Origin of the sequence: Serratia sp. CY84636 (assembly GCF_052166245.1) — a bacterium.
GTDB classification, from domain to species: domain Bacteria; phylum Pseudomonadota; class Gammaproteobacteria; order Enterobacterales; family Enterobacteriaceae; genus Serratia; species Serratia nevei.
Genome location: NZ_JBJNOX010000012.1, coordinates 86,500 through 99,135, shown reverse-complemented (window position 1 = coordinate 99,135; position 12,636 = coordinate 86,500). Strand labels below are relative to the sequence as shown.

The following is a 12,636-nucleotide window of genomic DNA, read 5'->3' as shown; positions in this document are numbered from 1 at the left end:
GTCACTCCTCTGCAATCGTAGGTATGGGGGACAGGCCGATTATTTGTTGTAGAACACCGGGCGCGCCGGCAAGGTCACCGGCACAATCTCGCCGCTGAGCTGGGCCGCCACGCAGGCGTCGGCGGTCACCGCGGCGGCGTAGCCGTCCCAGGCGGAAGGCCCGGTCAGCTTGCCCGCAGCCACGTCGTTGATGAAACCCTGCAGCTCGACGTCATAGGCGTCGATAAAGCGATCTTTCCAGTCGGTCAGGATTTCGGTCGACAGGCGGGCGCCGCTGCGCATCTGCACCGAGGACGGCTCCGGCAGTTTGGCGATGCCGGTTTCCCCCACCACTTCGCACTGAATGTCGTAGCCGTACTGGCAGTTGACGAAGATTTCGACGTCGATGCGCGTACCCTTGGCGGTTTCAAACAGCACAATCTGCGGATCTTTCAGGTGCGGGAACGCCTTCGGGCTCTTACGCGGGAACACCACCTGCACCGACACGTAGTCATCATCGAGCAGCCAGCGCAGCACGTCGATCTCGTGGATCAGGGTGTCGGTGATCGCCATATCGGTGGTGTAGGCCTCGCCGACCGTCGGGTTGCGGTGCGCGCAGTGCAGCATCAGTGGTTCGCCGATCTGGCCGCTGGTCAGCACCTGTTTCAACGCGCGATAGCCCTGGTCATAAGGGCGCATAAAGCCGACCTGCACCAGCCGCTTGCCGTGTTTCGCTTCGGCATCGACGATGTTTTTGCAGCCCTGCGCGGTCACCGCCAGCGGCTTCTCGCAGAACACCGGTTTGCCGGCGGCGATGGCCGCCAACACGAACTCTTCGTGGCTCGGCCCCCAGGACGTGACCAGCACCGCCTGCACGTCGGCGGCCTTGATCAGATCGTGGCCGTTGTCATACACCCGGGCATCCAGCTGCAGATCGCTCACCACCTTGGCGGCGTTGTCGCGGTTGATGTCGTTTACCGCCACCACGCGGGCACCCTGCAACACTTTGCTGCAGCGACGGATATGATCGCGGCCGATGGCGCCGGTGCCGATAACCCCAATGTTCAATGTCATTTTCGCTACCCTCGAGATTTATGTATGAAAACGAATCAGTAATCGCGCGCCTTATCGATGTTTTCCTGCAGCTTGCGCGCCACTTCGACGATTTTCTCGCTGTCGGCCACCTGAGCGCCGCCCACGCGCCACCAGCTGAGATACTTGTGCACCATGGTCTTCGGCAACACCTTGATGTCCAGCAGCGTGGACACGGTTTGCCTGCGGGCGTCGGCCAGCGCGTCGAGCAGCTGCTGCTCGGTGGTGACCCGATAGGTTTTACAGCCGTAAGCCGCCGCCAGCATGGCGAAATCGACCGGCACCAGCTTGCCGTCGAGCTTGCCGCCCTCTGGATTGCGGAAGCGGAATTCGGTGGTGTAGCTGTCCATGCCGTGTTCCATCTGCAGGTTGTTGATGCAGCCGTTGGTCATGTTGTCGAACAGCACCACGTTGATCTTGCAGCCTTCCTGAATCGAGGTGACCAGTTCGGAATGCAGCATCATGAACGCGCCGTCGCCCACCATTGCGTACACCTCGCGCTGCGGCTCGGCCAGCTTGACCCCCAGCGCGGCGTTCACCTCGTACCCCATGCAGGAGTAACCGTATTCCACGTGGTAGCCGTGCTCGCCGCGGTTGTGCCACACCCGCTGCAGATCGCCCGGCAGGCTGCCGGCGGCGGCGACGATCACGCTGTCCGCCGGCAGCTCGCGGTTCAACACCCCCAGCACGCGGCTCTGGGTCAGCGCGGAATCGGTCTGGGCGATAAATTCGGCGAACACCCGCTCGCGATCGAGGTGATCGTCGATCTCCGGTACAAAACCCGCGCCGCCGTATTCCACCGCGTAAACACGCGCGGTCTCTTCACGCTGGGCACCGCGCGCCGCAGCGATGGCGTCGCCCCAGCCGGCGCGGTAGTCAGCCTGCGCCAGCAGCGCGCCCAATGCGTTCAGAGCCTCGCGGGCGTCCGCCAGCACCTGCACGCCGTCGAGCTTGCCGGCGTCAAAGGCGCTGACGTTGATATTGAGGAAGCTGACGTCCGGGTGTTGGAACAGCCATTTGGATGAGGTGGTGAAATCGGTGTAACGGGTACCGACGCCGATCACCAGATCGGCCTGCCGGGCCAACGTGTTGGCCGCCAGGCAGCCGGTTTCCCCGATGCCACCGAGGTTGAATTCATGGTCGCTCGGCACCGTGCCTTTGCCGGCCTGGGTTTCGGCAAACGGAATGCCGAAGCGCTCGGCAAATTCGCGCAGCGCCCGCCCGGCCTGCGAGTATTTCACGCCGCCGCCGCACACCAGCAGCGGTTTGCGCTTGGCGGTCAGCAGCGCCAGCGCGTCCGCCAACATGCCGTCGGTCGCCGGTCGGCGATCGAGCCGATGCACGCGTTTATGGAAGAAATAGTCGGGATAGTCGTAGGCTTCACCCTGCACGTCCTGCGGCAGGCACAGCGTCACCGCGCCGGTATCCGCCGGATCGGTCAGCACGCGCATCGCGTTGATGCAGGCGCTCATCAGCTGCTCCGGCCGCACGATGCGATCCCAGTATTTGCTCACCGCGCGGAACGCGTCGTTGGTGCTGATGCTGAGATCGTAAGGCTGCTCGATTTGCTGCAGCACCGGATCCGGCTGGCGGGAAGCGTAAACGTCGCCCGGCAGCAGCAATAAAGGAATGCGGTTGGCGGTGGCGGTGGCCGCGGCGGTGATCAGGTTGGCGGCGCCGGGGCCGACCGATGAGGTGCAGGCGTAGATCTGCCGGCGCAGCTTCTGTTTGGCGAAGCCGATCGCCGCGTGGGCCATGCCCTGCTCGTTGCGGCCCTGATGTACCCGCAGCTCGCCGCTATCCTGTTCCAGCGCTTGCCCCAGCCCCAGCACGTTGCCGTGGCCGAAAATCGCGAAAATGCCCGCGACGAATTTGGTTTCCACGCCGTCGGCCAGCAGATACTGGTTATCGAGAAATCTGACGAGCGCCTGCGCCATGGTTAGCCTGATCTTGCCCATTTACTCACCCTTTAGATTGAGGGCCGCCCCGGAAAGGGCTCGCGCCGAGCCGACAATCCCGTGTTTGTGTTACGCGGCGGCAGCTATTATCTTGAGCAGGCGATGCCCGCTGCTCACGAAGTCGACAACCTGAAACGTGAAGCGATTATAAACAAATATATTTTTCATAAAATCACATTACAGAAGAAACATTTCATTTTGCGATAAAGATCGCATATTGCATGAAAAGCCCGTTTCATCTCGTGCTTCAGCCTTCGCTGACTTCGCACCGCGCAGTGGCGGGTGACCACCGTCAGCACTCAGGATGACAGCCTTTTATCCTGTCCTCGCACTCCTTTTCAGCGCGCGCCTGGCCGCCCTTCCGTGGCCGTTTCACCGCCTTTTCCAGCCCCTTACCGATGTTTTAAATGCATCACATTTTTGGGGTGTAAATTTCATTCTATATTGAAATTGAAATTTTCATTCCCCATACTGTCCACATGCTTCCTGCAGGGCGCCACGCTCGGGCCGCCGCCGGAGTTTTGCTTAAACAGAAGGAAACGGGTATGGCTACACAAGAAAAACAGCTTGATGTCATTTGTCTCGGGCGCATCGCCGTCGATTTCTATGCTCAGCAGATCGGCGCGCGGCTGGAAGACGCCGGCACATTCGCCAAGTACCTCGGCGGCTCTTCCGGCAACGTGGCCTACGGCACCGCCATTCAGGGGTTAAAATCCGGCATGCTGGCGCGCGTCGGCGACGAGCACATGGGCCGCTTTCTGCGTGAAGAGCTGCAGCGCGTCGGGGCCGATACCCGCTGCCTCATCACCGACAAGCAACGATTAACCGGCCTGGTGATCCTCGGCATCAAGGATCAGGAAACTTTCCCGCTGATCTTCTACCGCGAAAACTGCGCGGACATGGCGCTGACGCCGGACGACATCGACGAGGCCTACATCGCTTCCTCGCGCGCGCTGGCCATCACCGGCACGCACCTGTCGCACCCGAACACCCGCGCCGCGGTGCTGAAGGCGCTGGAATACGCGCGCCGCCACGGTCTGCGCACCGCCCTGGACATCGATTACCGCCCGGTGCTGTGGGGGCTGACGTCGCTGGGCGACGGCGAAACCCGCTTTGTGGAATCGGACCAGGTCACGCGCGAGCTGCAGGAGGTGCTGCACCATTTCGATCTGATCGTCGGCACCGAAGAAGAGTTTCATATCGCCGGCGGCAGCACCGACACGCTGACGGCGCTGAAAAACGTGCGCCGGGCCACGGCGGCCACGCTGGTGTGCAAGCGCGGCGCGCAGGGCTGCTCGGTGTTCGAAGGCGAAATCCCCGACGACTGGGCGCAGGTGAAGCTGCACACCGGCGTGCGGGTTGAAGTGCTGAACGTGCTGGGGGCCGGCGACGCCTTTATGTCCGGCCTGCTGCGCGGCTACCTCAACGATGAGGGCTGGGATCAAGCCTGCCGCTACGCCAACGCCTGCGGCGCATTGGTGGTGTCGCGCCATGGCTGCGCGCCGGCCATGCCGACCAAGCGGGAGCTGGATGACTATCTGCAGCGTGAACAACAGGTCACGCGCCCGGACCGCGACGCACGCCTAAACCACCTGCACCGGGTGACCACCCGCAAGCAGCAATGGCCAGAGCTGTGCGTGTTCGCCTTCGATCACCGCAAGCAGCTGGCGGACATGGCGCGCGAAGCCGGCGTCGGCGAGGAACGCATTCCGCGCCTGAAAACCCTGCTGCTCACCGCGGCGCAACAGGCTGCCGCGCAGGCCGGGCTCAACGGCAACAGCGGCATTCTGGCCGACACCACCTACGGGCAGGCGGCGTTGAACGAGATCACCGGCCAGGGATGGTGGATCGGCCGGCCGGTGGAGCTGCCCAGCTCGCGCCCGCTGCGCCTGGAGCACGGCAATATCGGCTCGCAATTGATCGACTGGCCGCAGGAGCACGTGGTGAAGTGCCTGGTGTTTTATCACCCGCACGACGCGGCGGAACTGCGCCGCGAGCAGGATGCGCTGATCGCCGACGTCTACCGCGGCTGCTGCAAATCCGGCCACGAGCTGCTGCTGGAAGTGATCCTGCCGGACAACAACCCCGACAAGGACGAACGCCATTACCTGGAGATGATTGAACACTTCTACCGGTTGGGCATTCAGCCGGACTGGTGGAAACTGCCGCCGCTGAGCGCGGAAAACTGGCAGCGGGTCGGTGCGCTGATCGATACCTACGATCCCTTCTGCCGCGGCGTGCTGATCCTGGGGCTCGACTCCCCGGAAGCGGTGCTGAAGGCGGGCTTTGCCGCCGCTGCGGATGCGCGCTGGGTGAAAGGTTTCGCCGTCGGCCGCACCATCTTCGGCCAGCCTTCGCGCCGCTGGCTGCAGGATGAAATCGACGACGCGGTCCTGATCGAGCAGGTGAAACAAAAATACCTGACGCTGATCGGTTTCTGGCGCCAGTACCGTCCGCAGGCGAGCGGTGCGCACTGACAGCGAGCGCGAGTTCACGTCCCCTTAAGGCCATTTCGCCGCTTTAAGGGGATTTTTTTGCCCCTCTTCTGTGAAGTCGCGCAATGTGCGATCGAATAAATCGCTTTTTGAGGAAATGAAATTTCCGCTCCGTCTGTTAAAATACCCTGTCAATATTTCAGGCGTCAGGCCAATGCGCCTTCACCCCACTGCGAGCCGAATGGATGAACAACCCAACTCAACTTTCGCTGTTACAGGACGAGATTCGCCACCGTTATGAAACGCTGAGCAAGCGTTTGAAGCAGGTGGCGCGCTATATTTTGGATAACAGTAACAGCATCGCTTTCGATACCGTTGCCTCCATCGCCGCACAGGCCAGCGTACCGCCTTCCACCCTGATCCGTTTCGCCAACGCCTTCGGCTTCAGCGGCTTCAACGAAATGAAGCAGGTGTTCCGTCAGCATCTGATGGAAGAGACGGTGAACTATACCGAACGCGCGCGCCTGTTCCGCCAAACCTCCACCGACGACAACGTCGCGCCGGAGAAACCGGCGGAAATTCTCAACGTATTCACCATGGTCAACGCGCAGGCGCTGCAGCAGCTGGCGATGCAGATCGCCCCCGAGCAGCTGGATCGCGCCGTCGAGTTGCTCAACAACGCCGAAAATATCTACGTGATCGGCCTGCGCCGTTCGTTCAGCGTCGCCTCCTATCTCACCTATGCGCTGCGCCATCTGGAGCGCCGCGCGTTTCTGATCGACGGCCTGGGCGGCATGTTCACCGAACAGCTGAGCATGGTGAAACCGAAGGACGTGGTGATCGCCATCAGCTATTCGCCGTACGCCCGCGAGGCGGTGGAACTGGTGGAACTGGGCGCCAAGCGCGGCGCGCAACAGATCGCCATCACCGACAGCCAGGTCAGCCCGCTGGCCGCCTTCAGCGACGTCTGTTTCGTGGTGCGCGAAGCGCAGGTGGATGGGTTCCGCTCGCAGGTGGCTTCGATGTGCCTGGCGCAGACGCTGGCGGTCTCGCTGGCGCTGAATAACGCCCGGGACGAGTAAGGCTCGGGCGCGGCAGGATTATTGCAGCAACAAATAGCGGTAGAGCGCGCTTTCCAGATCCTGCTTCATGCTGATGAAAAGCAGAATCTCCACCGTCTGGCCGTCGTAGTCATAGATGACGCGGTATTCGCTATCGGGATCCAATCGCTCGTGCAACCGTACCCCCATGCCCGCCAGCACGGCGTTGAAGCGGTAGCGGGCAGGATCGTCGGCAATTGCCGCAAGAGACGATAACAACAGATTGTCCACGAACACCCCGGCTGCGGCGGCCCCTATCGTTCCGCTCTTGTAAGACTCGATGTCTTTCAGGCTCCATTCCGCCGCCGGCGCGACGGTAAAACGTATTTCCTTGGGCATCCTGCACCTCGGGCCTATTTCCGCGCGTCGCGCAGCCGCTGCAACGTTTCTTCGGGCGACAGACCGCGCTGATTTTTAATCTCTTGCTTCGCCATCATAGTCAGTTTCAGCAACGCGTTGGACTGGCGCTCCAGATTGCGTTCCCGAATTTCGGCCTCTCTCTCAGCCGCCGTTTGCACAAACAGCTCGGCAACACCATTTTTTGTGACGTAAACCCCGCCTTCAAACAGATCGGGCGAACCTAATCCTTCTCGCGCCGCTTTTTGGGACATGGTAGTCGTCATGGTTTTTCCTCCTGCGCATAGGCAATCACGCTGTATCACAGCGGTTCTTTGGATTCACTCAGCCGGGGAGCGATCGCGTGCGGACAGGTTATCATTTGAACAAGATGGAGGGCAAATTTAGGTCAAATTTATACCCTGATAAAAAGAAAGCCCGGCAAGCCGGGCCTCAAGCGCTTATTGCGCGGCGGGATAGCCGTCGCCGTTAATCCAGGCGTGGTCTTTTTCCCAGGTGAATTTCCACTGCCGCACCGGCCCGGCCATCACGTTGAGATAATAGTTGTCGTAGCCTGCCAGGGTCGCCACCGGGTGATAACCGCGCGGCACTTTCACCACGTCGCGATTGTAGACCGGCATGCACTCGTCGAGCGTGCGATCGTCGGTATAGACACGCTGCATGCAGAACCCCTGCTCCGGCTGAATGCGGTGATAATACGTCTCTTCGAGATAGGTTTCGTCCGGCGAGTCTTCCCGATCGTGCTTGTGGCTCGGGTAGGAACTGGTGTTGCCCTCGTCGGTGTAAACCTCCACCACCAGCAGGCTGTCGGCCGGCTCGCTGTCCGGCAGAATGTTGTGCACCAACCGCTGGTTACGCCCCTTGCCGCGCCGCTCCACGCCGATATCCGCCGGCGTGATCAGCCGTGAGGGCAGGTGGCCGCTGCCGGGCGCGCTGCACACCGCCAGCTCCAGATCGGTTTCTGCCCGCACGTCGATGCGATCGTGATGCGGCACATACACCGCGTAAGGCGGCGTGCGCTCGAACGGGCTCATGCGTTTGCCGATATGCGGGTACTCGGCGCGCAGCGTGGCGACGGAGGCGATACCGGCCACCAGCACCAGGCACAGCTCCTTATCGCCGCACTCAAGCTGAAGCGACTGCCCGGCGGCCAGGCGATAAACGTCAAAGCCGACATAGCGCCAACCGGCATTTTCCGGCGTCACGTGCTGGATGCGCCCTTCGGCGTTCGGCGTCTGACATTTGGCAAGCAGTGAAGACATCTCGATTCTCCTGTTAATGATTCGTGCAAAGGCCGCTGCCCCGAAGGAGCAACGGCCTGGCCTGAATATGACAGCGCTTAACCCAGCGTCGGCATGCTGAATTCGGACACCGTCTGCTGCCCGGCCGGCCAGCGCGCGGTGGCGGTCTTCATGCGCGTGTAGAAGCGCACGCCGTCGGTGCCGTGCACGTTCAGCGCGCCGAACACCGAGCGCTTCCAGCCGCCGAAGCTGTGGAACGCCATCGGCACCGGCACCGGCACGTTGACGCCGACCATCCCGGCCTGCACTTCTTGCACGAACTGGCGCGCGTAGTGGCCGCTGCCGGTAAAGATGGCGCTGCCGTTGCCGAACTCGTGGCCGTTCACCGTGTCGATGGCGGTACGGTAGTCCGGCACCCGCACGATGCCCAGCACCGGCCCGAAGATCTCTTCACGGTAGATGCGCATGTTCGGTTTCACATGGTCGAACAGCGTGCCGCCGACGTAGTAGCCTTCAGGATAGCCCGGCACCTGATAATTGCGGCCGTCGGCCACCAGGGTCGCGCCTTCTTCCACGCCCAGATCGATGTAGCCCAGCACCTTCTTCTGGTGGGCGGACGACACCAGCGGCCCCATTTCATTCTCTTCGCCGCCCTGCTGCAAGCCCGGCCCGACGCGCAGCTGCGCGATCAGCGGCTTCAATTTGGCGATCAGTTTGTCGGCGGTATCGTCACCGACCACCACGGCGATCGGCAACGCCATGCAGCGCTCGCCGGCGGAGCCGAACGCGCCGCCCATCAGCGCGTTAACCGTGGCGTCCAGATCGGCGTCCGGCATGACGATCGCCTGGTTCTTCGCCGCCCCGAAGGCCTGCACCCGCTTGCCGTGCGCACTGGCGGTGGTGTAGATATGTTCCGCCACGGTGGAAGAGCCGACGAAGCTCACCGCCTGAATGCGCGGATCGGTGCACAGCTGCGCCGCGTCTTCATTGGCGCAGTGCACCACGTTGAACACGCCGTCCGGCAGGCCGGCTTCTTTCAGCAGCTCCGCCAGGCGCACCGAGGCGGAAGGCACCAGCGCCGGCGGCTTGAGGATGAAGGTGTTGCCGCAGGCCAGCGCGATAGGGAACATCCACATCGGCACCATCGCCGGGAAGTTGAACGGGGTAATGCCCGCCACCACGCCCAGCGGCTGCATCAGCGAGAAGCTGTCGACGCCGCTGCCGACGTCCGGCGAATACTCGCCCTTGATCAGATGCGGGATGCCGCAGGCGAATTCGACCACTTCCATGCCGCGCGTCAGTTCGCCCAGCGCATCCGAGTACACTTTGCCGTGCTCGCTGACGATAAGCTCGGCCAGCTCGTCGCGGTGCTGTTCCAGCAGCGCCTTGAAATTGAACATGATGCGCGCGCGGCGCAGCGGCGTGGTGCGCGACCAGTCGGCAAACGCCCGATGGGCCACGTCGATGGCCTGTTTGACTTCGGCAGCGGTGCTCTGCGTGACGCGCCGCTCAACCTGCCCGCTGGCCGGGTTGTGCACGTCAACGGTTTGATTACTGCTGCTCAGGCACACCTGCCCGCCAATAAAGTTACCCACGGTTTTCATGTCACGCCCTCTTTTCAAGTCCGCTGTCGCCTGGCCACTCGCCGGCGGCGCGGCGTTAATCATCCCGCTCGCCAAACCCCGTCGGCAAGCCGGCTAAATCCTGACCGGATGCAGCAAACTCTATTTCATTGAAAAAAAAGTTTCAAATAAATTGTTTTGGAAAATTTATTTTTAGTGCGTGAGGTCGCAATTTTGCGGTGTCGATCCGGTTGGCGCTTTCATTACCGTGCCAGGGAAAGCGCAACGGCGGAGAAGAAATCCGGGGTAATGCACACTGACTTTGCTACAGAAAACCCGCGCTATGCCTGCCCTGTCGTCGTTACCGCCAGCCCCCGTTCGCCCAAGATGCCCGAATCGCTCGCGACGGTTTTTTTTGAACTGGATCTAAAAATCAATATTCCATTATTCACTAATTATGAAATAAATGTTCTTGTTTGTTCCAGCATTTATCGACGACATCGCCTTGATGACAGGCACGGTTCACACCCTTCCGCTCGCCCTCTTCCCGACACCCCAACCGTGCGGACGGAAGCCAGGATAAAAATCGGAGCAACACATGTCATATCAGCGTAAGCACAATACCGGCTACATATTGCGAATTTGCGGCATCGCCGCCCTGGGCGGCATTCTGTTCGGCTACGATACCGCCGTGATCTCCGGCGCGATCGAAGCGTTGAAAACCTATTTCAGTCTCAGCCCGGCCGAAACCGGTTGGGCGGTCTCCAACGTGGTGATCGGCTGCGTGGTCGGCGCCTTCGCCGCCGGGCCGCTGGCGGCGCGCTGGGGCCGTAAAAAGGCGCTGATGCTGGCGGCGCTGCTGTTCACCGTGTCCGCCGTGGGCGCGGCCTTGGCCCCGACCTTCACCTGGTTCGTCATCTACCGCATCATCGGCGGGCTGGCGGTCGGCATTGCCGCCACCGTGTCGCCGATGTACATGTCGGAAGTGTCGCCAAAAGACATGCGCGGGCGCGCGCTCAGCATGCAGCAGTTCGCCATCGTCTTCGGTCAGATCGTGATTTTCTACGTCAACTTCAAAATCGCCAGCCTCGCCAGCGAAGCCTGGCTGGTGGAAATGGGCTGGCGCTGGATGTTCGCCTCGGGCGTAATCCCCTGCATTCTGTTCTGCATCCTGGTGTTCGTCATTCCTGAATCGCCGCGCTGGAACGTAATGATGGGGCGCGACGATCAGGCGCTGGCGATGTTGACCAAGGTCTCCAACGCCGCCCACGCGCAGAATCTGTTGAAAGAAATCAAAGACTCGCTGCAGCAGGATCAACAGCAGCAGCACCGGAAGCTGAACTACGGCGATGTGCGGGTACGTTTCATCCTGTTCGTCGGCTGCATGATCGCCATGTTGCAGCAGGTGACCGGCGTCAACGTAATGATGTATTACGCGCCGGTGGTGCTGAAAACCGTGACCGAAAACGCGCAGGAAGCGCTGTTTCAGACCATCTGGATCGGCGTGCTGCAGCTGGTCGGTTCGGTCATCGGCGCCATGCTGATGGATCGCATGGGCCGCATTCCCTTGATGCGTTATGGCACGCTGGGCGCCATCGCCGGCCTGCTGCTCACCTCGTACGCGCTCTACACCCAGGCCACCGGCTATTTCGCGCTGTTCGGCATGCTGTTCTTCATGGTGTTTTATGCGCTGTCCTGGGGCGTCGGCGCCTGGGTGCTGGTGTCGGAAATCTTCCCGAACCGCATGCGCGCGCAGGGGATGAGCATCGCCGTCGGCTGCATGTGGGTCGCCAACTTCGCGGTGTCGCAGTCGTTCCCGATGATCAACGACCACCCGTATCTGTTCTCGCATTTCCACGGCGCCTTCCCGATGTGGATCTTCGCCGCCTGCTGCCTGTTCAGCTACTGGTTCATCGGCCGCTACATTCCGGAAACCAAAGGCGTCTCGCTGGAAAAAATGGAGCAGGTGGTGCTGGCCAAACGCCACCGTCACCCCCTGCCCGACGGCAAGCCGCTGCCGCTGGAAAACGGCAAATCCTGATCTCTCAACCCTGACCGCTGGAGTAATGCCTCATGACACTTGCGCTGGACCGCTTCTGCATTAACCGCAAGATCGCGCCGAATCTCGATCTGGACAGTTTTTTCCGCCTGGTGAAACGCTGCGGGCTCAGCAAGGTTGAGCTACGCAACGACATGCCCAGCGGCAAGGTAACTGACGATCTGAGCGACGCGCAGCTCAACGCGCTCGCCGCGCAATACGGCATCGAGATCGTCACGATCAACGCCCTTGGCATGTTCAATCGGGTAGACGACCCGGCGGCGCTGCTGCAGCGCGCCGAAGCGTTGCTAGCGCAGGCGCAGGCCATCCACAGCCGGGCGCTGGTGCTGTGCCCGCACTGCAGCACCGATGACAAGCGCAGCGAGCAGCAAAAACGCGACGACACCCTCGCGGCATTGCGGTTGCTGGCGCCGCTGTTTGCGCGCTATGGCGTGCAGGGGTACGTCGAGCCGCTGGGCTTCGGCATCAGTTCGCTGCGATCGTCGCTGCTGACTCAGGCGCTCATCCGCGATTCGGGCGCGCCGTACCGCATCGTGCTCGATACTTTCCACCACTACCTGAGCGATGTGACGCAGGCCGACTTCGATGCGCAAATCCAGGTGGCGCAGATCGGCCTGGTGCATCTGTCCGGCGTGGAAGACGGGCGGGATAAAGGCGCGCTGAGCGACGAAGAGCGCATCATGCTGAGCGAGGGCGATCGGCTGGAGAGCCGCCGCCAGGTGCAGAACCTGGAACGCCTGGGCTACACCGGCGTCTATGCCTTCGAGCCCTTCTCTTCGCAGCTGGACAGCTGGAGCGAGGCGGATATCGAACGGGAAATCCGCCACAGCATTGCCCTGCTGCAAGGGTAAAA

At 61.7% G+C, this 12,636-nt stretch carries 10 protein-coding genes; 4 read left to right on the top strand and 6 right to left on the bottom strand.

Going from position 1 to position 12,636, the window contains the following annotated elements; genetic code table 11:
* Positions 1 to 39: 39 nt before the first annotated feature.
* Together ACJ8QI_RS22950 and iolD are read right to left on the bottom strand one after the other, a co-directional pair.
* Positions 40 to 1,053, bottom strand: a complete 1,014-nt coding sequence (locus tag ACJ8QI_RS22950) for a Gfo/Idh/MocA family protein (protein ID WP_038871433.1) — start codon at positions 1,051 to 1,053, stop codon at positions 40 to 42.
* Positions 1,054 to 1,088: 35 nt separating this feature from the next.
* Positions 1,089 to 3,029 carry a 3D-(3,5/4)-trihydroxycyclohexane-1,2-dione acylhydrolase (decyclizing) gene (gene iolD, locus ACJ8QI_RS22945; RefSeq protein ID WP_442533141.1) on the bottom strand — a complete coding sequence of 647 codons (1,941 nt, stop codon included), beginning with the start codon at positions 3,027 to 3,029 and terminating at the stop codon, positions 1,089 to 1,091.
* Positions 3,030 to 3,574: 545 nt separating this feature from the next.
* On the opposite strand from iolD, the gene ACJ8QI_RS22940 reads away from it, so the two are divergent.
* Positions 3,575 to 5,506 carry a bifunctional 5-dehydro-2-deoxygluconokinase/5-dehydro-2-deoxyphosphogluconate aldolase gene (locus tag ACJ8QI_RS22940; protein ID WP_442533140.1) on the top strand — a complete coding sequence of 644 codons (1,932 nt, stop codon included), beginning with the start codon at positions 3,575 to 3,577 and terminating at the stop codon, positions 5,504 to 5,506.
* A gap of 203 nt (positions 5,507 to 5,709) precedes the next feature.
* Positions 5,710 to 6,546 (top strand): MurR/RpiR family transcriptional regulator, encoded by an 837-nt coding sequence (locus ACJ8QI_RS22935; protein WP_004930856.1) that lies wholly within the window; start codon positions 5,710 to 5,712, stop codon positions 6,544 to 6,546.
* A gap of 18 nt (positions 6,547 to 6,564) precedes the next feature.
* Here the strand turns inward: ACJ8QI_RS22935 and ACJ8QI_RS22930 are convergent, their stop codons facing one another.
* The 4 genes from ACJ8QI_RS22930 to ACJ8QI_RS22915 form a co-directional block, all read right to left on the bottom strand.
* A complete protein-coding gene (locus ACJ8QI_RS22930) occupies positions 6,565 to 6,903 on the bottom strand; it encodes a type II toxin-antitoxin system RelE/ParE family toxin (RefSeq protein WP_049202849.1) in 339 nt (112 codons plus the stop codon).
* A gap of 14 nt (positions 6,904 to 6,917) precedes the next feature.
* Positions 6,918 to 7,187, bottom strand: coding sequence for a hypothetical protein (locus tag ACJ8QI_RS22925; RefSeq protein WP_004930864.1), 270 nt, complete (start codon positions 7,185 to 7,187; stop codon positions 6,918 to 6,920).
* A gap of 174 nt (positions 7,188 to 7,361) precedes the next feature.
* The gene (gene iolB, locus ACJ8QI_RS22920; RefSeq protein ID WP_033636349.1) at positions 7,362 to 8,183 is read right to left on the bottom strand and encodes a 5-deoxy-glucuronate isomerase; all 822 of its coding nucleotides are present in this window, start codon (positions 8,181 to 8,183) and stop codon (positions 7,362 to 7,364) included.
* Positions 8,184 to 8,260: 77 nt separating this feature from the next.
* Positions 8,261 to 9,766 (bottom strand): CoA-acylating methylmalonate-semialdehyde dehydrogenase, encoded by a 1,506-nt coding sequence (locus ACJ8QI_RS22915; RefSeq protein WP_049202852.1) that lies wholly within the window; start codon positions 9,764 to 9,766, stop codon positions 8,261 to 8,263.
* Positions 9,767 to 10,322: 556 nt separating this feature from the next.
* Between ACJ8QI_RS22915 and ACJ8QI_RS22910 the strand changes: the two genes are divergently transcribed.
* A complete protein-coding gene (locus ACJ8QI_RS22910) occupies positions 10,323 to 11,765 on the top strand; it encodes a sugar porter family MFS transporter (RefSeq protein WP_049202853.1) in 1,443 nt (480 codons plus the stop codon).
* Positions 11,766 to 11,797: 32 nt separating this feature from the next.
* Positions 11,798 to 12,634 (top strand): TIM barrel protein, encoded by an 837-nt coding sequence (locus ACJ8QI_RS22905; protein WP_197757769.1) that lies wholly within the window; start codon positions 11,798 to 11,800, stop codon positions 12,632 to 12,634.
* Positions 12,635 to 12,636 lie beyond the last annotated feature (2 nt).

Coding starts and splice junctions, on each gene's coding strand:
- ACJ8QI_RS22950 (WP_038871433.1), bottom strand. CDS start 1,053: ATGACATTGAACATTGGGGTTATCGGCACCGGCGCCATCGGCCGCGAT.
- iolD (WP_442533141.1), bottom strand. CDS start 3,029: ATGGGCAAGATCAGGCTAACCATGGCGCAGGCGCTCGTCAGATTTCTC.
- ACJ8QI_RS22940 (WP_442533140.1), top strand. CDS start 3,575: ATGGCTACACAAGAAAAACAGCTTGATGTCATTTGTCTCGGGCGCATC.
- ACJ8QI_RS22935 (WP_004930856.1), top strand. CDS start 5,710: ATGAACAACCCAACTCAACTTTCGCTGTTACAGGACGAGATTCGCCAC.
- ACJ8QI_RS22930 (WP_049202849.1), bottom strand. CDS start 6,903: ATGCCCAAGGAAATACGTTTTACCGTCGCGCCGGCGGCGGAATGGAGC.
- ACJ8QI_RS22925 (WP_004930864.1), bottom strand. CDS start 7,187: ATGACGACTACCATGTCCCAAAAAGCGGCGCGAGAAGGATTAGGTTCG.
- iolB (WP_033636349.1), bottom strand. CDS start 8,183: ATGTCTTCACTGCTTGCCAAATGTCAGACGCCGAACGCCGAAGGGCGC.
- ACJ8QI_RS22915 (WP_049202852.1), bottom strand. CDS start 9,766: ATGAAAACCGTGGGTAACTTTATTGGCGGGCAGGTGTGCCTGAGCAGC.
- ACJ8QI_RS22910 (WP_049202853.1), top strand. CDS start 10,323: ATGTCATATCAGCGTAAGCACAATACCGGCTACATATTGCGAATTTGC.
- ACJ8QI_RS22905 (WP_197757769.1), top strand. CDS start 11,798: ATGACACTTGCGCTGGACCGCTTCTGCATTAACCGCAAGATCGCGCCG.